Source organism: Leclercia sp. LSNIH3, from assembly GCF_002935105.1.
GTDB lineage: Bacteria > Pseudomonadota > Gammaproteobacteria > Enterobacterales > Enterobacteriaceae > Enterobacter > Enterobacter adecarboxylatus.
Genome location: NZ_CP026390.1, coordinates 102238 through 125732, shown reverse-complemented (window position 1 = coordinate 125732; position 23495 = coordinate 102238). Strand labels below are relative to the sequence as shown.

The 23495-nt window shown below is 48.2% G+C and carries 19 protein-coding genes and 4 pseudogenes; 9 read left to right on the top strand and 14 right to left on the bottom strand.

Annotated features, from left to right (window positions below):
- The first annotated feature begins 447 nt into the window (after positions 1–447).
- Positions 448–1089 carry a DNA-binding protein gene (locus C3F35_RS24310; RefSeq protein WP_103793559.1) on the top strand — a complete coding sequence of 214 codons (642 nt, stop codon included), beginning with the start codon at positions 448–450 and terminating at the stop codon, positions 1087–1089.
- Positions 1090–1954: 865 nt separating this feature from the next.
- On the opposite strand, the pseudogene C3F35_RS24305 reads toward C3F35_RS24310, so the two are convergent.
- From C3F35_RS24305 to mobI, 3 genes and pseudogenes are all read right to left on the bottom strand, one after another.
- Positions 1955–2168 (bottom strand): annotated as a pseudogene (locus C3F35_RS24305) (type II toxin-antitoxin system RelE family toxin); the annotation flags it as partial.
- Positions 2158–2309 (bottom strand): annotated as a pseudogene (locus C3F35_RS24300) (type II toxin-antitoxin system RelB/DinJ family antitoxin); the annotation flags it as partial. The pseudogenes C3F35_RS24305 and C3F35_RS24300, both read right to left, overlap by 11 nt.
- A 270-nt stretch (positions 2310–2579) precedes the next feature.
- Positions 2580–3065, bottom strand: a complete 486-nt coding sequence (gene mobI / locus C3F35_RS24295; RefSeq protein ID WP_103793558.1) for a conjugative transfer protein MobI(A/C) — start codon at positions 3063–3065, stop codon at positions 2580–2582.
- A gap of 1722 nt (positions 3066–4787) precedes the next feature.
- Between mobI and C3F35_RS24290 the strand changes: the two genes are divergently transcribed.
- Positions 4788–5995 (top strand): IS3 family transposase gene (locus C3F35_RS24290; RefSeq protein ID WP_103793618.1). Its coding sequence is split into 2 segments (ribosomal slippage): positions 4788–5109 and positions 5109–5995, totalling 1209 coding nucleotides; the frame shifts between segments, so codons are not numbered across the junction.
- Positions 5996–7533: 1538 nt separating this feature from the next.
- On the opposite strand, the gene C3F35_RS24285 is transcribed toward C3F35_RS24290, so the two are convergent.
- A complete protein-coding gene (locus C3F35_RS24285) occupies positions 7534–7719 on the bottom strand; it encodes a general stress protein (protein ID WP_103793602.1) in 186 nt (61 codons plus the stop codon).
- Between the two features lie 863 nt (positions 7720–8582).
- Between C3F35_RS24285 and C3F35_RS26935 the strand changes: the two genes are divergently transcribed.
- Complete coding sequence (locus C3F35_RS26935) at positions 8583–8648, top strand: hypothetical protein (RefSeq protein WP_406807662.1); 66 nt, start codon at positions 8583–8585, stop codon at positions 8646–8648.
- Between the two features lie 365 nt (positions 8649–9013).
- Here C3F35_RS26935 and C3F35_RS24280 read toward each other — a convergent pair whose 3' ends face one another.
- The 5 genes from C3F35_RS24280 to C3F35_RS24260 form a co-directional block, all read right to left on the bottom strand.
- Entirely contained in the window at positions 9014–9340 is a 327-nt protein-coding gene (locus C3F35_RS24280; protein WP_103793601.1) for a four-helix bundle copper-binding protein, read from the bottom strand.
- 188 nt (positions 9341–9528) lie between these two features.
- Positions 9529–9945: a type II toxin-antitoxin system VapC family toxin gene (locus tag C3F35_RS24275; protein WP_103793600.1), complete on the bottom strand. Its 417-nt coding sequence runs from the start codon at positions 9943–9945 to the stop codon at positions 9529–9531.
- Positions 9942–10172 carry a type II toxin-antitoxin system VapB family antitoxin gene (gene vapB, locus C3F35_RS24270; protein WP_039032651.1) on the bottom strand — a complete coding sequence of 77 codons (231 nt, stop codon included), beginning with the start codon at positions 10170–10172 and terminating at the stop codon, positions 9942–9944. Before vapB ends, C3F35_RS24275 begins: the two co-directional genes overlap by 4 nt.
- Positions 10173–10671: 499 nt before the next feature.
- A complete protein-coding gene (locus C3F35_RS24265) occupies positions 10672–11061 on the bottom strand; it encodes a TonB family protein (RefSeq protein WP_158251945.1) in 390 nt (129 codons plus the stop codon).
- Between the two features lie 369 nt (positions 11062–11430).
- Entirely contained in the window at positions 11431–12171 is a 741-nt protein-coding gene (locus tag C3F35_RS24260; RefSeq protein ID WP_022652289.1) for an LEM-3-like GIY-YIG domain-containing protein, read from the bottom strand.
- Positions 12172–12749: 578 nt separating this feature from the next.
- On the opposite strand from C3F35_RS24260, the gene C3F35_RS24255 reads away from it, so the two are divergent.
- Positions 12750–13172, top strand: a complete 423-nt coding sequence (locus C3F35_RS24255; RefSeq protein ID WP_095463659.1) for a GNAT family N-acetyltransferase — start codon at positions 12750–12752, stop codon at positions 13170–13172.
- A gap of 118 nt (positions 13173–13290) precedes the next feature.
- On the opposite strand, the gene C3F35_RS24250 is transcribed toward C3F35_RS24255, so the two are convergent.
- Positions 13291–13560: a hypothetical protein gene (locus C3F35_RS24250; protein ID WP_103793598.1), complete on the bottom strand. Its 270-nt coding sequence runs from the start codon at positions 13558–13560 to the stop codon at positions 13291–13293.
- Positions 13561–13631: 71 nt separating this feature from the next.
- On the opposite strand from C3F35_RS24250, the gene C3F35_RS24245 reads away from it, so the two are divergent.
- Positions 13632–14765 carry a glutathione-independent formaldehyde dehydrogenase gene (locus tag C3F35_RS24245; protein ID WP_103793597.1) on the top strand — a complete coding sequence of 378 codons (1134 nt, stop codon included), beginning with the start codon at positions 13632–13634 and terminating at the stop codon, positions 14763–14765.
- A gap of 356 nt (positions 14766–15121) precedes the next feature.
- Here C3F35_RS24245 and C3F35_RS24240 read toward each other — a convergent pair whose 3' ends face one another.
- On the bottom strand, positions 15122–16258 hold the full coding sequence (locus C3F35_RS24240) for an alpha/beta hydrolase (protein WP_089562628.1): 1137 nt from the start codon (positions 16256–16258) through the stop codon (positions 15122–15124).
- Positions 16259–16457: 199 nt separating this feature from the next.
- On the opposite strand from C3F35_RS24240, the gene C3F35_RS24235 reads away from it, so the two are divergent.
- Positions 16458–17342 (top strand): LysR family transcriptional regulator, encoded by an 885-nt coding sequence (locus C3F35_RS24235; RefSeq protein WP_103793596.1) that lies wholly within the window; start codon positions 16458–16460, stop codon positions 17340–17342.
- A 103-nt stretch (positions 17343–17445) separates the two neighbouring features.
- Here the strand turns inward: C3F35_RS24235 and C3F35_RS24230 are convergent.
- The 3 genes and pseudogenes from C3F35_RS24230 to hmpA all read right to left on the bottom strand — a co-directional run bounded on the left by C3F35_RS24230 (position 17446) and on the right by hmpA (position 20035).
- Positions 17446–17723 (bottom strand): annotated as a pseudogene (locus C3F35_RS24230) (hypothetical protein).
- A 36-nt stretch (positions 17724–17759) separates the two neighbouring features.
- Positions 17760–18380, bottom strand: a complete 621-nt coding sequence (locus tag C3F35_RS24225; protein ID WP_103793595.1) for a DNA-binding protein — start codon at positions 18378–18380, stop codon at positions 17760–17762.
- 389 nt (positions 18381–18769) lie between these two features.
- Complete coding sequence (gene hmpA / locus C3F35_RS24220) at positions 18770–20035, bottom strand: NO-inducible flavohemoprotein (protein ID WP_103793594.1); 1266 nt, start codon at positions 20033–20035, stop codon at positions 18770–18772.
- Between the two features lie 234 nt (positions 20036–20269).
- Between hmpA and C3F35_RS24215 the strand changes: the two genes are divergently transcribed.
- The 3 genes and pseudogenes from C3F35_RS24215 (at position 20270) to ltrA (ending at position 23448) form a co-directional block, all read left to right on the top strand.
- On the top strand, positions 20270–20527 hold the full coding sequence (locus C3F35_RS24215) for a sigma-S stabilization anti-adapter protein IraP (RefSeq protein ID WP_158251944.1): 258 nt from the start codon (positions 20270–20272) through the stop codon (positions 20525–20527).
- A gap of 60 nt (positions 20528–20587) precedes the next feature.
- Positions 20588–21267 (top strand): annotated as a pseudogene (locus C3F35_RS24210) (IS3 family transposase); the annotation flags it as partial.
- A 672-nt stretch (positions 21268–21939) separates the two neighbouring features.
- Entirely contained in the window at positions 21940–23448 is a 1509-nt protein-coding gene (gene ltrA, locus C3F35_RS24200) for a group II intron reverse transcriptase/maturase (RefSeq protein WP_001189111.1), read from the top strand.
- Positions 23449–23495 lie beyond the last annotated feature (47 nt).

The following is a 23495-nucleotide window of genomic DNA, read 5'->3' as shown; positions in this document are numbered from 1 at the left end:
CTAGCGAAATGAAGGCAGTGCTGGCCGCAGCCAGGATGTCGATTGGATCGAACGACTCTGCCCTATCGGACGTACCGCATGCAAATTCTGTAGTTTTTGTTGACTAAGGATTATGAGTTTAACTTGCAAGTTAGACGGACACTTTTCTTTTTGGTTAAAGCCATCCTCAGGGTGAGCAATGTCCTTTTAGTCCTAATGCATTGATATTTATTATTAATTTACCCTTACATCCAAGTCGGATAGACATATTTTTTGTCTGATCTGCAGGCATCTGTAAAAAAACTCTTAACTTGGACGGACAAATTACTTATAGAGCAATTCAAAACCGCCGCAGAAAGTGCCCCCTAGCATTTATTACGTAATTGATTCTAAATCTAAATGAGTCTGCGGGTTTATCACCAGAAGTTTGACCATTACAATAGAATAAATGTCAAACTGAGGTAACTTATGAACAAACATACCACAACAGAACTAGAGCTGAGCGCAAAAGTGACGCTGGCAGATTTTCAACTAAGTCTTCTGAAAAGGATTAATAACATCGCGGTCTCACTGATGCCTGAGTTTGAAGATAAAAACCAGGCATTGGACGCAATCACGCTGGATGATGGTTCACTGATGCAACTGCTCTGCTCCATTCAGATGGAACAAAAGACGCGTGCTTCAGAACAAGAGATGCGTAAAGTACGCCGTCGCCGCGAAAATCTGGAGGCTTTTTACAAGAGCCTCCAGGAGCTTGGCGGCACCCTTAAGGTTAACGACGTGGCCGATAAGCTGGGCATCACCCGCCAGGCAGTAAATGTCCGGGTGAAAAAGAATCAGCTCATTGCGTTTAAACAAAACGCCGATTATATCTTCCCGGCCTTCCAGTTCACCGATAAAGGCCTGGTGCCCGGGTTTAAAGAAGTCATGAGCGCGTTTGATGAAGACACGCATCCAATGCTGCGTCTCGGTGTGCTGAAAGCGCCGATTCAACTCAGTGAAGACGTGACAAAAACGCCGATTCAGATCATGCAGGATGGCGCAAAGCCCGACGAACTGGAGCTCGCAATACGTTCTGCGAGATTGTGCGGCAAGCATACTGCCCACTAACCTGTAATGTGGGGGAATGCTCAAAATATTAGAGCATTCTCAGTGAATGATAGCCAAAATACCTTTGAAGTATACCTTTAACACTGCATGTAACCTTGCCGAATATTAGTAACAGCCTGCCCGGAAACAACAGGAATACGATGCGATTTTACAAGCAGCCTTCTATGAGGGAAACAGTAGTAGATGAACTGTAATTTATAATTATTGGACTGATACTTAGCATGTGTCTCAAGTTAACAAGGGCGTTCATAATGATTAGCAATGAGGCAGATAATGATATGCAGAAGGAAGTTCAGATTATGCTCTAGTACCCATTCACTAATGGCTTTCCATCCATCAATTACGGTCCACAGTCCATCTTTGATGGCTTTCTATTCATCAATTACGGCCCACAGTCCATCTTTGATGATTTTCTACTCATCAATTACGGCCCACAGTCCATCTTTGATGGCTTTCTACACTTCAATCACAGTCCACAGTCCATCTTTGGTGGCTTTCTACTCATCAATTACGGTCCACAGTCCATCTTTGGTGGCTTTCCTAATCATTAACCACGGTTCACAATCCATATTTGATAATGTTATAAACCGTAAAGGAACTTCACGAATTTACGACAGAAATATTTATGGAGATCCACTTTACATCATTTAACCGATGGAGTTTTTAGACGCTATGTTAAACATCCAAGTAATTGTGGAAAACCGGCTCGCTAATAAAGTCTTTCTTATATCAAATCAAAGCAGAAGTGACACCTTTACTGCGGAAAAGAGTTCTACTGCTTTGTCTTAGAGTATCCGTTTCCCTCCTAGCTATAAACTTCTTGGCATTCTCTTTTACCAACGAAAATCGCGAAGACAATCATCTACTCGTCTATGCCTGATAGGCAAAATGATAACCTGAAAACCTGAACTTTATCTTGTAACAGTCAGGTACGCCACGAAGTTACTTCGCTTAAATACGGGATGACTCAAGCACTTTAGCCAGTATCTTTTTTAACTGTTCACGTACTGTTGAGCCTAGCTTCGCCATTCCTTTAGTGCCCTCTCATCGTAATCAAAAAATACGCCATCAGAGTTCATCCAAAATTACACGCACAGGCTTAGGATTGCGAACACGCTCTTTCACTATCTCACGAACTCAGCATCTTCATCACTCGAAAGTGTTTTTTTGAACGGCAAGCGTTTATTGTCAACGATATGTTCAAGCATGAGAAGAAGCGCTCAATACCATTAGGTCTTAAATTTCACCTCTACCGTTTTCTCACCTATAAGCTCGTCTACCAAACGTACCATCTCTCCATTTTTCCTTTCCTTCAGCATTATAACCTGACAGCAAAAGTTATTCAGTGAATGTTATATACATGATTTTTTCTGTCATTTTCTCCGCTGTTCTGCCATCATCATATATCGCCGAGGCGGCTTCATCACAACCGCGATAAGACTCCACAACGTCTAACATAGCATCTTTTTGTTGGAGCCTTATTAGTCATATCAGACATCCTCACTCTTAATATTTTTCAACTTCCTGATCTTTCTTGACAGTTCAATATTGTATTTATGGAAATACTCAAGCGATTCTCTATAAAGGCAGAACTTACTTTCATACTCAAAAATTAAGCGCCATTCCCACTCAGTACATTTTGGAAAACAATTTATCGAATACATTCCCGCTTTCAATGGTTTCACACGAATTGCGCGATGCATAGCCGGGACACCTTTTAGACGCGATGCGTAATCATCCCAGTTAATAGTTAATTTCTTTGCACTACCAATATGTCCAAGTCTTGGCGCATAGCGACCAAGTTTTTCTGAATCTTGTTTTTGTACATTACTAGTTGAAATAATCTCTTTGTTACGTGTTTTCCAGATAGTCCAGTAATTATCGATCTCATTTTTAGCTTCAGCAGCAACGCTATCAATGCTTCTGATGTTCTGCGCCCGATGTGCTTCGTACAACTTGATTAGCAAATCTTTCATGCACTCCTCCTGTATCTCAATACTATACATGAAATATGCCGACTTCCACATCGGATAGAAGAGGATTTTGGACTACACCCAGACGAGTTTGTATGAATGTTCAAAATAGTTATGACGAGTTTTGGCTCAGCGCCGATACCACTTAGGTCGTGATAGGGATTAAGATTGTTAGGTGTACGAATGGTACCATTAATAAAGTTACTTTTTTAAGTACCCAGCATAACTTCAAAAGTTTGATTAATACTTGTAACACTTTTCCTAGAAAAGTTAAACATAGTCATTTCATCCATGTTTAACTTTTCTAGGAAAAGTTAAACATGAGCAATTCATGTATGTTTAACTTTTTGGGTAAAAGTTAAACATATCGCAACCTTTTATGTGGGCCTTTTACAGAAAAAGTCAAACATGGTGCGTGTAAATTATGTTTTTCTTTTATCCAAAAAGTTGCACATAAGCAGCAAGCTAAATCCAATCTGTTGTTAAATTAAGACAGCCTTATGTAAAAAAGTGTTATATGCATTAAAGTTAGTATTGACCTACGGATCTAACTAATTCATTAACAGTGTTAGAGGACAGGGACTACAGAAAAGTCGATTGAAATATTAATTTTTGCAGTTTTCTATTATAGTTTTCATTTAATAAAATTCAAAATTCCTTATATAGGTAAGGTTAGAAAGAGGACGCGTATAAGATGCATTTTCATTCACAACAGATTTTATTTAAGATGTTCAGTTGTTTTATGATGAAATGTCAATGAATCAGTATTTTCAACCTTCCAGAAACCATGCCTTTGCGAGATTAAGTTAATTAGAATTCCAATGATAAAACTTTCTTTTTAGCCTGATAATATTATAGCCATACAAAAACCCTCTCTCGCTCAAACACACACCAAGCATTTTTCTTGCACATTGCATAACAAAAAAATATATTGGTTCAAAGAAATTTTTCAAGTGCTGATTTGTGATCATAAGATATTTTCTCTGATGAAAATATCTTTACCAGATTCACGTAATATGGAGGTGATGAAATGTAACTGTTCAATTGTCGGCTTGATGATTGTCAGACACAAAATGGTGTTGTCTCGTTAGTAAACGCTTGGCATCCAAATTTATTATTTTTGAGAATAGGTTATTACTTCCCTCCCCCCCCCCGAATTTATCTGCTTATTTCAAGAAAGTACAACACAATATTATTATGTGCACCCACGAGTTTGAAATATCTTCTTTGGAGACAATTGAAACTTACGCGTTATTACCTCGCATAGTATATCTATAGTGGATAAAACCCTACGAAACAGGTATGCCTTCCATAAAATTTCCGCTTGAGGATATGAAATATTAGCTGATCTAACCTTAGATAGCGTGTGGGTAAAAAAATGAACCGCTTTGTTATGTCCTTAAGTTTGCAAGCCATCGGCAGGATTTTATTACTAGGTTGAGCGTCTTCATTTACGCGACTGAGGAATGAGGATAGAAAATGAAACTTAGTGAGGGTGCGAGTGTATTGTTACGAGCGCAACTGTCAACCTAGATACAAGTAGCAAGCAGAAAGATGAAAAGGACTCCTAATAGTAAATATATAATTTGTGTAAGTATCCTACTTAATCTAACCAGTTACAGTTAGATATTTCCTGATGTAGCCCCCTGAAACACCAGACAGTAGCTGTATCTCCAGATAAGAGATAGGCTTGAATATATGTCTAACGCTAACGCCAATTTTGAGATGACCGGGATCCTGTTAGGGCAAGAAGTCCGTAAACGTAAAACTCCTCAGGAGAAGATCGCCATTATCCAGCAGACGATGGAGCCGGGCATGAATGTCTCCCATGTCGCCCGCCTGCATGGCATCCAGCCCAGCCTGCTGTTTAAGTGGAAGAAGCAATATCAGGAAGGCAGCCTCACCGCCGTTGCGGCCGGGGAAGAAGTTGTTCCAGCTTCTGAGCTTACTGCTGCTCTGAAGCAGGTCCGGGAGCTTCAGCGCCTGCTGGGCAAGAAGACGATGGAAGTTGAGATCCTGAAAGAAGCCGTGGAGTACGCTCAGTCGCGAAAATGGATAGCGCACGCGCCCTTGTTGCCAAAGGACGGGGAATAGCCCTGGTCAGCCGCACCATGGGCGTGTCGCGTGCGCAGCTGTCACTGCGAATTAACCGTTCTGCCGACTGGCAGGACAGGCGCTGTAACCGGCGTGATGACGAAGCAGACGCTGAAATACTGTCAGAGATCCTCGATATCATCAGCGATATGCCCAGTTACGGCTATCGCTGTGTGTGGGGCATCCTGCGTACGCAACGTCGTACAGAGGGACTGCCCCCCGTGAACGCCAAACGGCTTTACCGGCTTATGAGCGAGCATAATCTGCTGTTACTGCATGACAAACCAGAGCGGTCGAAGCGTGAACATAAGGGCAAAATCGCGGTGGCAGAAAGCGATATGCGCTGGTGTTCAGATGGCTTCGAGTTCGGCTGCGACAACGGTGAGAAGCTGCGGGTCACGTTCGCGCTGGACTGCTGCGACAGAGAAGCCATAGACTGGGCAGCGAGCACAGGAGGCTACGACAGTTCGACGGTGCAGGATGTGATGCTGAGGTCGGTGGAAAAGCGCTTCGGCGACGGGCTGCCGACCACACCGGTTCAATGGCTGACGGATAACGGTTCAGCATATACCGCGCATGAAACGCGGAGGTTCGCCAGAGAGCTGAATCTGGAGCCGTGTACAACAGCGGTGAGCAGCCCGCAGAGCAATGGCATGGCCGAACGGTTCGTGAAGACGATGAAGGAAGACTATATCGCGTTCATGGCAAAACCAGATGTGAGAACAGCCCTGCGAAACCTTGCAGCAGCGTTCACACATTACAATGAAAACCACCCGCACAGCGCGCTGGGATATCACTCCCCGAGGGAATATCGGCGGCAGCGGACATCGTTAACTTAAGATACAAAAGCTGTCCGGAGATGGCGGGTCAAGATCATCACTTACTGACTGCATACATTCCTCCTCTGTTGGACAATCCAAAAAAGAAAAATGTGACTGTTATAAGTATGACTCAAAAAATTTTCTGCGCGATCATTCCATTCACGGAAGCAGGTCTGAAATCGTCACGAGATAACTGACCGGCTGGCAGGCACATAACAATCGTGGCATGCGAAATGCTGACAGATTTAAGAATCTGTGAAAGTGGTGAAAAAGACAATATTCAGAGGATAAATCTACGGAGATGGGCCTGTTCCTGCTCATTCAGTTGAGCATACTCCTTAATTTGTCTGAACAACGATTCCTTGCTGTTAGACGCAACAGAAGAAAGATATTCCCCGCTCCGCCATTTATAAATATAAACCAGATAAAAAGGAGATGATGGTGAGTACTGATAGCTAATGGAGAGGTGATTGCAGATTCTTTGCTTTTCCATATAATTAACATTGTTACCAAAAAAATATATATACATATTTTTGTTGATTTTGAAGCATGAGTACCGGCACGTTTCATAACACATAAACAGCGCCAGACACAGCAGGATGATGTCTACAGCAGTAAAGTTGCGGTTCCGAATTAACTGCCAGTTTCGGCATTGATAATCAATACTTAAAAAAAGCCCCGGTTGCGGGGCAACTTTGAGTCAAAACTGTTCTTATGTTTGTGTGCTTCGAGCGTTGATAACGTAAACACCATAACAGTCAGGGGTTAAATGGCAAATAAAATACATCTTATCTTTAGGCTTTTTGTGCGGTATCAGACCCTGGATATCCAGATTAAGGAAAAAGCGCTGCAATAATATACAGGATATATTTTACTCACTGCCAATATATGGTGTTTCTGCACCCTGTACAATACTCCGGCAGTGAAACATAATCGATACCGGGGTCAGATGTCTGCCCTATAAATTATGCACCGGCTTTTCCCCAATGGTTATCACGCTCTTTTTGTCTGCGGGTGATGAACTAAATGCAGAAGTGATATGTCATGGTTCAGATACAGAGGTTCGCTAATAATGAACCCGTCAGGGTAATGAGCGTTCGACCTAATAAAGGGCAAATATGCGTTTATATGCTTACAAGGCGATAAGAGGTTTGACTGCCGGAAAATATTTTTCCTTTGCGTTAATGACCGGACTGGCTTGGCGCTCACAGCTGCAGGCAGGCCTGTGAACAGGGCACAATTCCCCGAAGCCCAATGTATAACAAGCGCAAATTCCCGGGTCCAGGAATAATCCCGGGCCAGAACCTGAGCGGTTTTTTCCGGGTAACATCCATCAGCGTAAACGACGACAACATCCGGAATCATCGTCAGCCGGAGACGACGGCTGCGTTGGTTGAAAACGGTTAAGTAGCTTTTAGATTCTCCAGGGGCGTGTCAGGAGAGGTAAGAATAATTCACAGGTGCTTTACATTGATATCTTCATTCCGGTAAAAAGCAACTGCGAGCCAGCAGGCCCGCAGTATGATTTCTAGCAGTTTAATAAACTGGCTATAAAATCAGGAGTTGTCAGATTTACGGCCTCCGCCGTGACTGTTTTGTCCCCCTTTCTTGCCAGCTTCCGATGCGCGCTGCGGGTCGTTTTTAAAATTCCCTCCGCTATGCTGCCCGCCTTTACGTCCAGCTTCAGAAGCTTTTTCAGGGTTTTCAGCGAAATTACCGGAACCACCACGATGCTCTGCCATATTAAACCTCATCTCTCATATATTGGTTATGTCAGTAAGATACGTAAGTATTTCGTATCTCTCGTCGTTCGATAAATAAATTTAGTCGATGTGCAGGTCCTGTCAAACCTGTTTTTTATCATGCGTGAGGGTTTCCTGATATTACGGGGGGTGATTTTACGTTTCGCTTGATTTATATAATCGACCACACTTACGCCAGTAACCTGCTGTTTTATGGGAGGGCCTGTAACAAAAATCAAAGACTAAAAGTAGTTAACGAAGCGCAAAGCACAATGTTTTCATGTGTAAGCAATCAGTTTCCAAAGATATAAAACGGATTTTTCTTATTTTGGCCAAAAAAAAGCCGCTGGGGAGCGGCTGTAAACAAGGGAAATCCAGATGCTTTCATACTATTTCAGGCTAGCTGTTGTTTTCATTTTTCACAAGTTGAATTACATAAGAGGTGACCATGCCTGTATCACATACTAACGTTCAGAATATAACGATCATAAATATTCTCGACACTTTTAGCGTCAGGTTTGATATTTTTCAATAGATCCATATTGTCGGACAAAATTGTACATATCTGTCCGCGTGGAAATGCCCGCAGAAAACATCCGGAACCAGCGCCAGCCGGAAGCCATGGCCTATTCAGCAGTAATTACCCGTTGGCGCATTTACGATCGAACTGGAGAGAAAAAAGCCCGCACGGGAGCGGGCATAATTCCCTTAGTTTTGTTATCAATCCCGCGCTCAGGACGCAGGTATATAACCTATCGACAGCATAAACAATTACTTTAAGAAGGCAATTTTTCAGGTCGTTGCCTGGCTCAACGGCGCAGGCGCAAATGGGGCCAGGACAGGGGCTACAGCAGCAGTGACAGATGAAGCGGGATATGTTGTCGCCTCGTTATACGATGAGATTTTCTGCTCTGCTGATCGTACGCTGATATCCAGTGATGCTGCGGAGATCGAGGGGTAAGTCTGAGGAAGAAGCCGAAGTGGTGGGACGGGTGGCATTTTTCTTCAACTTAACTGACAGTGATGAGTGTCCGGTATAAGAAGCGGCATAAATTTGAACGCCATGGCGGGGGGAGATTTAATGTCTCCCCTTGTGGCCTCTAATGTCCACTATGAGCGGGAAGCGGACATTGAGCCATTCAAATAATCTGTGCCAAAATTTGTCATTAAGGCCAGCACTTTCGGGTAGATCCATTTCCCGCCCGCCCCTTAAACTCACCTTTCTCACTCACCTACGGCTTATCACCGGGAGTAAAAAACCCGCCGAAGCGGGTTTAGTAATTTGAATTTATTCTCAGGCGGCCATCTTTCTGCATTGCTCTGCGCAGTGATGACAAGCTCTGGAGCACTCCTGGCAATGGTCATGTTCATGCTTTCCACACTCATCGCCGCACTTCTGACAAACGTCAGCGCAAAGACGGCAGAGCGCTTGGGCTGAATCGCTATTTAGTGTCATGAATTGAGCTGCAAGACGGCAGATATTTGCACATTGCATATCCAGTTTTATGCACTCGCGCATCATCTCAAGATTCTCTTCTTCGAGACACGAAGCCGCACAGTTATCACATGCAGTTGCGCATAGATAACAGGATTCGATGCATTTTTTATATTCGTCTAACATAATATCTCCTCAGCTAAGGTTACGTATTAAGCATAGAAGAGATAACTGATTATACAATAATGGAATTAGTTAATAACCTTTTCAAGGTTTCACTCATATGATTTTAAATGCAAATTTAGGGTTACTTAAGCACCAATGCCCGCTTCTGGCACAAAGCGGACATCCCCCTTTCTCCGTTCTGTCTGCCGTCAGTTAACCCAGTCTTCCAGCACCAGGCCCGGCACGCGTTCAAACTCTCTCACATTATTCGTCACGAGGACGGCACCAGCAGCAATCGCATGCCCGGCAATTGCCGTGTCGTTAGGGCCGATTGGCGTCCCGGCGAGGCGCAGCGCGACCTTAATGTCCGTGGTGGCGTCCACCGCAGCGCTGTCCCAGGGCAGGATGGCATCGAGGCGGGCGCAGAATGCGTCAACCAGCTGGATGTGGCGCGGGGAGGCTTTCGGGCCGGTGGCGCCGAAGCGCATCTCGGAATAGGTGATGGCCGAGATCACGATACGCTGGTTGCGCAGCACCGCCTGCTCCAGACGCTTCAGGACGGCTTCCGGCTGCTCGCGCATGATGAATGAGCAGATACAGGTGTCCAGCATATAGGTTTTATTCACAGATCAAATCGTCCTTCGTCGGTGACAACGTCCTCGCGCTCCGCCATAAAGTCCGGGTCTGCCTTCTCGAGCTGCGCGAACGAGCCCCAGGTCGGCCGGACGGGACGCAAAATAATGCTGTCCCCTTCCCGGACGATCTCCAGCTCGCTCACCCCCTCAAAATCGAGATCGCGGGGGAGGCGGATGGCGCGGTTGTTGCCATTTTTAAAAATGGATACGGTTCTCATTTACGTTACACCCCATAATGCATGCGCCCGATACTCTGGGCATGGCCTGTGAAAAGCACAGGCGAATAAAAAAACACCACCTACCATTGCATAGGTATAGTATATGCAGATGTGAGGCATATGTATAGAGTCTAGATATGCAGATGTATGGCATATGGATATGGTCAGCCTATACGGAGTATTCTCTTTTTTGCGCAGATCCGAAAAAAGGTAAAGTCGGATCTGGACTGAGTAACCGTATGGAGGGGGATGGAAATACGGTAAGAGGGAGTCAAAGCAAAAGGCAGGTAGGAACGAAAGGTCCGCCTTGAGCGAGGAGCGGAACTTCACTCATACTCCCTCAGTTGATTGGATTAAAATTATCGTGCTGTCACCCACTCAGCTTCGCTGTAAGGGTGACCAGCGAAAATTAAGCACAAATTTCTGAGATACAGGTTTTGCCGTCGTAAGACGAAATATTGGGCAGACAGTATTCGATCTCAGAGTCAAGCTCACTTACTTATTTATCGACCATCAGCGGTACATCTTCCATTCTTGCGCCGCCGTTCAGCCGGAATGTGATAGTGATAATTTTCGGCAACGAAGTGGGTTCCAGGCCACACCACTTATTCATTGCACGGAGCGTTTCTTTCTCAAACACATCGGCGGGCTGCGCTGATAAGATTATGATGTTTTCCGCACACCCTTTTGTATTCACAGTGTATGAAGCCCTTACAACCCCCTCAATCCGGCCAGCCTGTGCTTTTGCAGGATAATAGGGCTGGTTCACCGTGGCGGATTTACCTGCCTTTGTGTCTCCAGGCGCATGTTGCTGGCCCGACAGTGTTTGCTTGTGAACACACCCTGTTGCCAGCATAGCCAGCGTTATAGCCATCATTAAACGTTTCATTCTTTTCCTTGATAAAGCAGCCACCTGTAGCATCCCCAGCAAAATGAATACCGGACGTATTATTAGCAACTCGATAATAATACGTATTCATAGAAAGGTGCATGTGTGAGTATTCCTGCAAAACTAACCATCAACCTTTAGAGAGTCTCTGGCAACCCCAACTTCCGCTTCTGGCACAAAGCGGACCAGTGCGCAGAGCTAGGTCCGATAAGAGCGAGGAGCAGACGTTGACCATTCTGTTCAACGTCTTCAGACTCAGCCCTTAACTCTCAGTTCTTCGCGAATTGGACCTTGAAAGTAGATGCTACCTTTATGGTAAAGATCAACTGACTCATGGTGATGAGTCAGTTAAAATCTGTAAAAAAAATCTTAGACAATCCCAACTTTTACAAATGGACTTCCGTGACTGCGTGTTTTTTTGATTAATTTACCCACATACAAGTCTCTAACTTCTTTAGCTGCAATTCGGCCAACAAACTCGGAGCGATTGGTATTCATAGTAATGTTTAAATCACGCGTAAAGTATTGTTGAGAGCCAGCCTTCACCCAGCACTGTATTTCATAGACCTCCATGACAAGCCCGCCATAAGTTGCGTAAGCAAATTTAAGTCTCTCGTCTTTAGGGATATTTGCCCAAATGCCGCGAGTGGACTCATATAGCTCCAATGCGCTCATACCAGACTTGTATGTACTGTTTAAAAGAAAGGCGAGCCCGGCATGTTCACATGCGATTTCGGTTTCTTCTTTGAGTAGCAAGTGCTGGAGTTCATCAAGCGTGATGCGTCCCATAAGAGAGCTACTTCCTCGAACTTTATTAGTAAGTTCTCCCACACCTAAGAGATCGATACATGTTGCCTCAACAAGTTTGGCCGTTGATTCATCCATTCCATGGCGAAGAATATCGATACCCAAGTTTTTTCTTTCTAAAAGCTCTTTGATCCGCTCAGATTTCGGAGATTCATCAGGACGTTTGATATGGTCAAGACAGCGATCGGACTTCCCCTTTCCAATGTAAAAAGGCTTCTTGAACTCATCTTCCTTGTCATAAAAGGCATATACATAGTACTTAGCCAAATCCAAAGATTTTGTATATTTTGATAAATCCCTCAATGTTTGTTTCCTTAGCTACCGATGTTGAAATTAATTTCATTATCGGCATGACGTAATAGAACTTAAGTCCTGGTTGAGAAAGTGAACTCCTTACAATTTATTCTTGTGCCACGATGTTAGTCACGTCCGCTCCTGGCACAAAGCGACCTTTGTCATGAATCCTGACTCACTGTCTGAGGCAGGAGCAGGCCCGCTGAATGCGGCTTTAGCGGCAGGAAGCGTTAGATAACGTTGAGCTGAACGGCGCCGTAAGCCCGGCTCCGCCGGTTATATTCTGATATATGGCGCTCCCCATTCCTGTCAGTGTATCGAATCTCACAGGTGAACCAGCCGCAGACTGCTTCCATAGGCTGCAGGTTAAAACGTTTGCTTACTTTCTGAATCATGAGGGCTTTTCTGGTGGCCCAATATCCGGTTAACGATAACTTTCAGAAAATGAACCCTGCCTCTCTGGGATGATTAGGATTAACTAATCATCTTATGGAATTGTAAAATCCCGTATGAAATTAAAAAATCTGTGCGGGATTGCCGTTTTATTAAGGCTGCACTGCAGTCAATTAAAGAGAGGGAGACTGAATATGCGTGTTCGCCTGACCACTGAAAACGATGCTATATCACTGATTACTATCGATATTGTTGCCCAGAGCCAGCCAAAAGGTGCGGCGCAAATCCGCATCTGGTGTGCCTGGTCTGTCTGTTATATTGCCGAACTGCAGGGAATAGCGATGGGATATGGCGTGCTGAACTACCATTTCTTCGGCTACGGCTTTATTGAAATGCTGATGGTAGGGGAACACTACCGCCGCAGGGGTATCGGTCTGGCGTTGATTGCAGCATTGAAGTCCCGCTGCCAGCACCCGAAGCTGTTCACCTCCACCCATCGTTCTAACCTGCCAATGCAACGGCTGCTGTTGAACGCCGGATTTATCCCCAGCGGTCAGGTCGACAATCTCGATGACGGGGACCCGGAAGCGATATTTTTTATTCCAGCCTTAACGTAGCGCAGAGAGAAGGGTACACAGACACCCATATCCAGGGTGCCAGGCTCAGCGAGGCCAGGGTTTTAGCGACCTCTGTATCTAACGGGAAGTGCCTCTCTGAGAAGGTTCTGGCAGTGAATCAGGCAAAAACTGGCCGGGTGTAAGGTAAATCATCTTTCTGATAAATCGGGTCTTTACCTTCAGGCTGCGTCTGAGATTGCTGCCGATAATTGATAACTGTTTTACGCAAATATTCCCGCAACGCTACCGGCTGCTGCCGCTCGGCTTGATGCGGCATCATCCTGACCTTTTCCCGGCTGTCTTTGACCGTCATCCCCGGCCAGCATTCCTCAACGTATCCGATAAGAAACCTCCCGATTGCCTTGCTGTCGATTGCGTTATCAATCATGGCAGCTAAGCTTAGTTGACACTTACCCGGTCGGGCAGCCACACCTTTCCGGCCGCAAGCAGGAGAAGATCATGAAAGCAGTTATTTACAACGGTCCCTATGATGTAAAAGTTAAAGACGTGCCGGATGCAAAAATTGTTCGCCCCACCGATGTGCTTGTCCGCATTACCACCACCAATATTTGTGGATCGGATTTGCACATGTACGAGGGTCGGACCAGCTTTGAGCAGGGACGTATTTTGGGGCACGAAAACCTGGGTGAGGTGGTTGAAATTGGCTCAGGAGTGGAGCGTGTTAAGGTCGGTGACTATGTCTGTCTGCCATTTAATGTCGGATGCGGTTTTTGCGAGAATTGTGAAAAAGGTCTGACCGGTTTTTGCCTCACCACCAATCCCGGTACTGTGGGCGCGGCCTATGGTTTTGCTGAAATGGGCTCCTGGGAGGGTGGTCAGGCGGAACTGCTTCGGGTCCCCTTTGCAGACTTTAACTGCCTGGTGCTTCCGCCTGACGCAGTAGAAAAAGAAGATGATTATGTGATGCTCTCTGACATTTTCCCTACCGGCTGGCATGCGACAGAACTCGCCGGATTAAAGCCTGGCGAAAGCGTAGCCATTTACGGCGCGGGGCCGGTGGGTCTGATGGCCGCACACTCAGCCATGATAAAAGGCGCTTCACAGGTATTTGTAGTGGATACACACCAGGACCGTTTAGCGCTGGCAGAGAAAATGGGGGCGACGGGCATCAATGCGACCGGCGATGAAGCCGTGCAACGAATTCTCGACTTAACTGACGGACGCGGCACTGACTGTGGCTGTGAATGCGTGGGCTATCAGTGCTGTAACAAACATGGCCATGAAGATAATTCGGTCACTATGAACAGCCTCGTTGCATCAACCAAAGCAACCGGGGGAATTGGTGTGGTTGGCGTGTTTATCCCGCAGGATCCGGGAGCTGCATCAGACCTTTCCAAAGAAGGTAAGATGCCGTTTGATTTCGGCAGTTTTTGGTTTAAAGGACAGTCAATCCGCACCGGCCAGGCGAACGTCAAAGCCTATAATCGTCAGCTGGCCCGTCTGATCCATCAGGGTAAAGCCAGCCCGGGCGGCATAATCTCACACCGTCTTTCACTTGCTGAGGCGCCTGAGGGATATAAGCACTTTGACGATCGCGATGAGGGATGGACGAAGGTTATCCTTAAGCCTTAACTGACGCTGATCGGTTATAAAAGTTAAATCGGAACAATTAAACCGGAACAATGTAGAAATATCGACGGGATACCATTGCGTATCCTGTCATAATATTTATCTTCTGCTGCCAGGCTCGCCCCTGTATCTATTGTGATGTTTAATGACGCATTATGAATATTATCAGGACCTGTGAATAGCGCCCGATCTTCTTCAGGCATAAACGAAATAAACGCTATTCATGTAATAACGATGAGAGTGGGTGAGAATGAAGTGCGATATTATAAGGATTCTATGTAACATCATGTCGGGATAGATCCAGAGTCAAAGCCACCTGAGTATTACAGGTGGCTTTTAAACGATTCTGAGCTGCGTTTTTACCTTAAGCTGGTTTTGAAAAACTGTTCAAACCTGGCAAAAGGGATCTTACCTGCAGCGTTGTCGTATAAGTCCACGTGGTTTGCGCCGGGGACGATCACAAGCTCTTTTTCAGTGCTGCCAACCGCTTTGTAGGCATCTTCTGCAAAATAGCGCGAGTGCGCTTTTTCACCTGTAACAATCAACACAGGAATAGTGATTTCATTTGCGTAGCTAAGCAGCGGCATATTCATAAACGACAAGGGCATCGTTGCATTCCATGCGCCATTAGAGTTAACAGAACGCCCATGGAAGCCGCGTGGCATTCTGTAATAATCAAAAAACTCTTTCAGTACCGGGTGTGGATTCGCGGGTAATGTTTCCGGCAGAATTCGCTCAGAAGCGCTTACGCTGCCATTCTTATCCACATTAATATCGTGACTACCGCGGGCGATAGTTCCGCTTTCAGCATCTTTCCAGCGCTGCTCGTTCAGGTACTGTAATACGGCACGGCGATCGGCTGTTGAATAACGGTCTTTGCCATCACCAACGCCATGTCCCATCGCCCGGCTCATGTCGTACATCACGCTGGTCGCAACTGCTTTTACGCGTGTATCCATCGCCGCCGCATTGAGTGCCATGCCTCCCCAGCCGCAAATACCGAGTAATCCAATACGATGGCGATCCACCTCTTTTTGTAATCCAAGGAAATCAACCGCCGCGCTAAAGTCCTCAGTGTTGATATCCGGAGAGGCGACATTACGCGGATAGCCACCACTTTCACCCGTGTAAGAAGGATCGAATGCCAGCGCAACAAATCCCTGTTCGGCCAGGGTCTGTGCATACAGGCCGCTTGATTGCTCTTTGACCGCACCGAAAGGACCACTTAATGCAATCGCAGCCAGTTTACGTTCGCCCCGGTTTTTGGGGATGTAAAGATCCCCTACTAATATGATCCCGTAACGGTTCTGGAATGCCACCTTGCGATGATCAACCTTATCGCTCTCTGCAAAGGTTTTATCCCATTTTTCTACCATTGAAACAGGCGAGTTCGGATTAGATGTGTCAGCATAACTCATTGTCGTAACTCCACTTAATGATACGCATAGCAGCATAGCGGGTAGCGCGGCTGTCAGCTTTCTGGTGAAAACATTCATTTAAATTCCCCTGAAAAAGAAAAGTGAGGTACCGGTTTCATACGGAGAGTACTGCTGTGCTTTGATGCAATGCGCTCATTATAGGTAGCAGAAATAGTGCTGATTAGAGGGTAAAAATTGCTAGGATTAATAGCATATTGTTATAAATGAAGGGCCGCAGCAGACATCATTTGCGGCCAGATATTCTGAGGACGCGCAAATGGCAAAACGGGAAAACTATAATGAGCTCTACTTGTTTATGCAGGTGGTGCGGGAGGGCAGTTTCACTGCAGCGGCACATCGTCTTGGACTTGCACAATCAGGCGTTAGTCGTTCTGTCCGTGAACTTGAAGAAAGGCTGGGTATACAGCTTCTGGTTCGCACTACGCGCAGGCTGTCGTTAACACAGGCAGGTGAGCAACTGTATCAGACAACAGAATCCGGATTTGATGCTTTAGATACGGGTTTTGCCACGCTGGCGTATTACCGGAATACCCCGTCCGGTACGGTACGCATCAATGCCAGCCAGCATGCTATTGATAAAGTTCTTTTACCGAAGCTGGCGCTATTTAAGCACCGTTACCCCGATATCAGGCTTGAACTCATCAGTGAAAGCCGGTTCGTCGATATTATCGCTGAGCGGTTTGATGCCGGCGTGCGGCTGGGGCCGGAGGTAGGACAGGGCATGGTCGCGGTGCGTATTACACCTGACATGGAGATGGTTGTTGTAGCTACGCCCGAGCATTTTCGTCGCTATGGCTTTCCACAAACACCGGCTGATTTAGTGATTCATCCTTGTATAGCCTACCAGTTTGCCGATGGTAGCCTTTATCAGTGGGAACTCCTTCAGGACGGTAAAAAAATAACGCACCGACCACAAGGACAGTGGGCCTTTTCTGACAGCTACATGGAAGCAAAAGCAGCCAGACTGGGGCTGGGGCTGGCTTATGTCCCGGAGGAACTGGTCGCTGATGATTTAGAGCAAGGCAATCTTATCAGGGCGTTGCCACGTTACAGCCAGCGCCTGGAAGGTTCATTCCTGTATTATCCTCACCGCAATGTGTCGCCGGCACTGAGAGTCGTCATTGATATACTGAAAATCTGAAGTTTAGCTATTTATATTCTTCGTTGTTCCGCTCTTTGTTATCGGAATAACGTCCGCTTATGGCACTAAGCGGACATTCTTACCTTCTGCATTCTTAATGTCGTCAGTTCACCCAGTCTTCCAGCACCAGGCCCGGCACCCGCTCAAACTCTCTCACATTATTCGTCACCAGAACCGCACCGGCGGCAATGGCGTGCCCGGCGATAGCCGTGTCGTTCGGGCTGATTGGCGTCCCGGCGAGGCGCAGCGCGACCTTTATATCCGTGGTCGCATCAACCGCGCCGAGGCCTTAGGACCGGTGGCACCGAAGCGCATTTCGGAGTATGTAATTGCCGAGACATCGATGCGCTGGTAGCGCAGCACTGCATGCTCCAGGCGCACGGCGGAAGGCCTTAACGCAGGACCGGGTGTCCGCTCTCATTTCGTCATCTTCCCACCTTTCGGCTCCGCCCGGGCCAGGATCAGCAACTCGGCCTGCAGGGCGCGGTTTTCTTCCCGGGCGTCCTTCAGCTCCCCCTTCGTTTCCTTCAGCTGTGCTGCCAGATGTTCGCCGGTTGCCGTCAGGCGGGCCACCTGCTCTCGCAGCGGCAGCGCCTCATCCCGCAGCTCCCGGACGTCCTGCAGCAGGCGGTCCCGCTCGGCCACCACCTCGCGCAGCACCGCCAGCTCGCTCTCCAGGGCGGTCACTTTCGCCAGGGCCTCATCCCGCTCCCGGTCGGCCTGCGCAATATCCGCGTCAGCCTGCTCGCGCGCCGCCAGGGTGACAGCGTCCGCCTGTTTCACAGCCGCCTGCCACAGCAGCCCCAGCTGGCCGGTCAGGAGCTGCGCCAGCTCCGGCGGCAGCGCCGGGGCCTGCTCGGCGCGCTGCTCCCGTTGCCGGGCGCGGAACGCGCGCATCACCGGGGAGATATGCGACAGGGAGCCGCCGCCGAGGTGGGCGCGGACCTGATCGTTGGTCGGGTTCGGGGTGCCGACGGCGATGAGGGCGGTGGCGGCGTCCTCGATACGGCGGACGGTTTCGGGTGGCAGTGTGCTCATGGTGGGCTCCGGGGAAAGTAAAGGGTCAGTGAGAGGATTTTACACGACGGGGAAAAATACACGATACAGGAAATACATATTGTACATAAAATACATTCATTACATACAATAAAATTAATACTTACATTTCTACAGTACGTACATTTCGTACTCGTTTACGCCGTCAGATCCGAAAAAAGGCAGAGCCGGATCCTTGTCCTCAGCGGGGCAGGTATAATGGATTTATAGTTTGTTACAGGTGGGTTCAAAATTCCGAGGCGGGTTAACAGGTCGCTGTAAGGAGTGGGTTCAATGTGGAAAGCTGGCCCTGTAAAAACTGTTCTGCCGGGGCATCCCTGCCGGTCACGAAGGGCGCAGAAAGCGCCCCCCACGGTTTATCATACACGGACTCAGATACCCACACCTCCCGTGCCAAAGGCCTCGCTGTGAATGCGCTCTTTTGCAATGCCCAGCGCCAGCAGGGAACGGTACTGTTCGTGCATAAACGGCACTGGCCCGCACAGATAAAAATCGGCGTCTGGCGGCAGATATTCCGCCGGTACCGCGCTGAGATCGAGCCGGCCCTGCACATGATAATCTTCCCCGAGCACCTCAGTTTCCTTCGCCTGCTCATAGGCGATAAAAATATGCAGATTACTGTTCTGCTTAGAGAGAGCCGCCAGTTCCTGGCGCAGGGCATGAACATCGGAACTGCGGGCCGCATGAAGGAAAAATATCTGCTTCCTGTCCTGAATCTGTGGCGCGTGGTCCGCTTTCAGGGAGGTATTCGGATCAGCTATTTCTGCCAGCAGATGGTGTGTCATGGACATCATGGGTGTCAGGCCGACGCCGGCACTGATAAGCACATTGTCCACTTCGGGATTTAATAAAAAGAAGTTGCCCGCCGGCGCGCTCAGTTCCACCGTGTCGCCTTCACTGACGGCATTGTGGAGGGTTGATGAGACATAACCCGGATCCTGTCCTTCCGCACGCGGATCTTCGCGTTTCACGGAGATACGCAAGTAACCGGCCCCGGGCTTGCCGGATAAGCTGTACTGTCGCGGCTGTTTCAGGCCCAGTTCAGTAACAAAGACGCGCAGCGTCACATACTGTCCCGGCCGGTAATCCGGCAGGGCCTGTCCGTCTGCGGGCGTCAGATAAAAAGAGGAGATCTCCTCGCTTTCTTTTACTTTTTTGCTAACATTAAAATCGCGCCAGCCAAGCCAGCTGCCGGGTGTGGTTCGGCGCTCATCATAAAGCCTTTTCTCGGCTCCGATAAATATGTCGGCCAGCTCCTGATACGCGGCACCCCAGGCCCCGATGAGTGGATTATCCATCGGGACGGAAAGCACTTCGCTGATGGAATGCAGTAAATTCTCACCGACAATACTGTAGTCCGGGGCCTTAATATTCAGGCTCACATGTTTATGGCAGATCAGCTCAATGACCGGCGCCAGAACCCCGGGCTCGTCAATATTCTCTGCATAGGCCAGCACCGCACCTGCCAGCGCTTTCGCCTGCGCGCCGCTGCGCTGATGACCCATATTAAAGACTTCCTGCAAATCAGGATTATTCCGTAACATCCTTTTATAGAAGTAATCCGTTAACGCAACGCCATTTTCCTTCAGTACCGGAACGGTATCTTTAACCAGTTGTTTCTGCTCTTGAGTTAGCATGCGATCCTCCGTGGGGTTTAATTCAGTAACAGTCATGGTCCTGATAAGCATAAACCATGCTGGGAAGTGTGACCCGGCGTAAAAATCCGGTACAGCCGCTGTAATCTTTCTGCCAGAAAATGGAACCGGACGCATATTTTTATACAGGGCTGATGGTGAAGATATGCGGTCCGACCGCTATGAATAAAATATGGTATAGAGTGATTTCATGTTGTCATGCACAGGGAAATGAAGATGAGGGCATTACTGGCGGAGCTGGTTGATATTATTGCGGAGCAGCATAAGTCTGAAAAGGAAGTGATTATTCAGACTGAAGCACTGAATCTGGTTGTAGCTGCCATTCTCATGCGACTGGATGACAGCGTTCGTATGCAACTGAAAAGTGAGATTGATGAGGCTTTCGCTTCACAGCATGGAGGTCACCCCTCATTTATGGATGAAACGCACATACTCCAGCGTGCTGTGGAAGAACTGTTTAATTTTCATAGGTGAATCGCCACGGGTTTAACAGACACCTCAGAGTCATTTAAGATGGCTTAAAGAGAGGTGCCCATGAGCGGTAAGCGTTATCCCGAAGAGTTTAAAACTGAAGCAGTCAAACAGGTTGTTGATCGCGGTTATTCTGTTGCCAGCGTTGCAACACGTCTCGATATCACCACCCACAGCCTTTACGCCTGAATAAAGAAGTACGGTCCGGATCCTTCCATTAATAAAGAACAGTCAGATGCTCAGGCCGAGATCCGCCGTCTCCAGAAAGAGCTGAAGCGGGTTACCGACGAACGGGACATATTAAAAAAAGCCGCGGCGTACTTCGCAAAGCTGTCCGACTGAGGTACGCCTTTATCCGTGACAACTCCTGTTGCTGGCCTGTTCGCCTGCTCTGTCGGGTGCTGGATGTTCATCCCAGTGGTTTTTACGCCTGGCTTCAGCAGCCGCATTCACAACGCCATCAGGCAGACCTGAGACTGACAGGACAGATTAAACAGTTCTGGCTGGAATCGGGATGCGTCTATGGTTATCGCAAAATCCATCTGGATCTGCGTGACAGCGGGCAACAGTGCGGAGTGAACAGAGTCTGGCGACTGATGAAACGTGTCGGGATAAAGGCTCAGGTCGGATACCGGAGCCCGCGGGCACGTAAAGGCGAGGCCAGTATCGTGTCGCCCAACAGGCTCCAGCGACAGTTCAATCCGGATGCTCCGGATAAGCGTTGGGTAACGGACATCACCTACAGTGTGCCCGGAGTTCAGGGCGGGCATGGATGCTTAAATGAACCGCGAGTCTGTCTGGAATATTGAACCGGTAACTCACGATGAGAAACCCAACAATCCCACCGGGTGTGACGGTGGAGAACCTGAGCGGCAGTGACCTGCGGCATGCCCGCAGGGTGATGTAACCCGCTGACAACGGGGATTGAGGCGAGATCACTAAGCCGAGATGATCCTCAAGGTTAAGTACTGAAAGGCTGAAGAACATGAACCCGTTAATCCGCCTCTGTGGGTTGAAAACGTCACCACGGCCTACGTGATCTGACAGGCCGTGCAGGAGGAACTGGCAGTGATACGTAAGCACTGCCGGTCGAAGGTGTTTTGACATGTATGCGAAACACCGGGGCAGCAGCGTCTATCACGCTTGCGTTGCTGACTTCTGCCAACTTGCGGCAAGCAAGGATAAAGAGTGCGACGGGCAGCCTCCTCAGTATGCCTGAGTCCAGGCAGGTAAACCGGGGAAGGTCAGCGACGGATGTTAAGGGGGCATGGCTCCGATGACGCGCTGGCTGGCGGAGCTTCCGTAGTAGTCCGCGATGGGGAAAGCCCATTACATGGCGAAGGGAAGCAGTTTGAATGTGTTTGCGACGTGAATTAACTGACCTAACGAGGTGAAGACCTTTGATAATCAGCGAAATGCAACGCAAGCTTGCCACATGGGCAGCCACCGATCCGTCCCTACGGATTCAACGGCTGCTGCGTCTGATAACACAACCAGAATGGCTGGCTGAAGCGGCGCGGATCACGCTTTCATCAAAGGGGGCCCATACCCCCGGCGTTGATGGCGTGAACAAAACAATGCTACAGGCCAGACTGGCTGTTGAGCTGCAAATCCTCAGGGATGAATTACTCTCAGGCCACTACCAGCCCTTGCCCGCCAGACGGGTTTACATCCCTAAAAGCAACGGCAAACTGCGACCACTGGGTATCCCCGCGTTGCGGGATCGTATTGTTCAGCGGGCCATGCTGATGGCGATGGAGCCGATATGGGAGAGTGATTTTCATACGCTCTCATATGGCTTCCGGCCTGAGCGCAGTGTCCACCACGCGATCCGCACGGTGAAATTACAGCTCACAGACTGTGGTGAAACCCGGGGACGCTGGGTGATTGAAGGCGACCTGTCCAGTTACTTCGACACCGTACATCATCGACTGCTGATGAAGGCTGTACGCCGCAGGATCAGTGACGCACGTTTCATGACTCTGCTGTGGAAAACCATCAAGGCGGGACATATCGATGTCGGTCTCTTTCGGGCGGCCAGTGAAGGTGTACCACAGGGCGGTGTTATATCGCCGCTATTATCGAACATCATGCTGAATGAGTTCGATCAATACCTGCATGAGCGCTACCTGAGCGGGAAAGCCAGAAAAGATCGGTGGTACTGGAATAACAGTATCCAACGGGGCCGAAGTACGGCGGTCAGAGAAAACTGGCAGTGGAAACCCGCGGTGGCGTACTGCCGCTATGCCGATGATTTTGTCCTCATCGTCAAAGGCACCAAAGCACAGGCGGAAGCCATCAGGGAGGAGTGTCGGGGTGTGCTCGAAGGCAGTCTGAAACTCAGGCTGAACATGGATAAGACTAAAATCACCCATGTTAATGACGGCTTTATCTTTCTGGGGCACAGGATCATTCGCAAACGCAGTCGTTATGGCGAGATGCGAGTGGTCTCAACGATCCCGCAGGAGAAAGCCAGAAACTTCGCCGCATCGCTGACAGCACTGTTATCAGGCAACTACAGTGAAAGCAAAGTCGATATGGCTGAACAACTCAACCGAAAACTGAAAGGCTGGGCCATGTTCTATCAGTTCGTTGATTTTAAGGCCAAAGTCTTCAGTTATATCGACCGTGTCGTGTTCTGGAAGCTGGCTCACTGGCTGGCCCGCAAATACCGTACAGGTATCGCTTCCCTGATGAGGTGGTGGTGTAAATCACCGAAACCGGGTCAGAGCAAAACGTGGGTTTTATTTGGTAAAACCAATCACGGCAAGCTCAGCGGCGAAATACTGTACCGGTTGGTGGGGCAAGGCAAGAAGCTGTTCCGCTGGCGGCTACCCGAAGGTAATCCCTATCTGAGGACGGAGACCAGAAACACGTATACATCGCGCTTTACAGAAGTGGCAATGGCGTTCGCCAGCATTTAAATGGAGAGCCGGATGCGCTGAAAGGTGCACGTCCGGTTCGGGGAGGA

Bases quoted from the DNA above. Each gene is read 5' to 3' on its own strand.
- C3F35_RS24240 (WP_089562628.1), bottom strand. From the start codon at position 16,258: ATGAATGTTTTCACCAGAAAGCTGACAGCCGCGCTACCCGCTATGCTG.
- C3F35_RS24255 (WP_095463659.1), top strand. From the start codon at position 12,750: ATGCGTGTTCGCCTGACCACTGAAAACGATGCTATATCACTGATTACT.
- C3F35_RS24280 (WP_103793601.1), bottom strand. From the start codon at position 9,340: ATGTTAGACGAATATAAAAAATGCATCGAATCCTGTTATCTATGCGCA.
- C3F35_RS24245 (WP_103793597.1), top strand. From the start codon at position 13,632: ATGAAAGCAGTTATTTACAACGGTCCCTATGATGTAAAAGTTAAAGAC.
- vapB (WP_039032651.1), bottom strand. From the start codon at position 10,172: ATGAGAACCGTATCCATTTTTAAAAATGGCAACAACCGCGCCATCCGC.
- ltrA (WP_001189111.1), top strand. From the start codon at position 21,940: ATGCAACGCAAGCTTGCCACATGGGCAGCCACCGATCCGTCCCTACGG.
- C3F35_RS24215 (WP_158251944.1), top strand. From the start codon at position 20,270: ATGAGGGCATTACTGGCGGAGCTGGTTGATATTATTGCGGAGCAGCAT.
- mobI (WP_103793558.1), bottom strand. From the start codon at position 3,065: ATGAAAGATTTGCTAATCAAGTTGTACGAAGCACATCGGGCGCAGAAC.
- C3F35_RS24235 (WP_103793596.1), top strand. From the start codon at position 16,458: ATGGCAAAACGGGAAAACTATAATGAGCTCTACTTGTTTATGCAGGTG.
- C3F35_RS24250 (WP_103793598.1), bottom strand. From the start codon at position 13,560: ATGATTGATAACGCAATCGACAGCAAGGCAATCGGGAGGTTTCTTATC.
- hmpA (WP_103793594.1), bottom strand. From the start codon at position 20,035: ATGCTAACTCAAGAGCAGAAACAACTGGTTAAAGATACCGTTCCGGTA.
- C3F35_RS24225 (WP_103793595.1), bottom strand. From the start codon at position 18,380: ATGAGCACACTGCCACCCGAAACCGTCCGCCGTATCGAGGACGCCGCC.
- C3F35_RS24310 (WP_103793559.1), top strand. From the start codon at position 448: ATGAACAAACATACCACAACAGAACTAGAGCTGAGCGCAAAAGTGACG.
- C3F35_RS24265 (WP_158251945.1), bottom strand. From the start codon at position 11,061: ATGAAACGTTTAATGATGGCTATAACGCTGGCTATGCTGGCAACAGGG.
- C3F35_RS24285 (WP_103793602.1), bottom strand. From the start codon at position 7,719: ATGGCAGAGCATCGTGGTGGTTCCGGTAATTTCGCTGAAAACCCTGAA.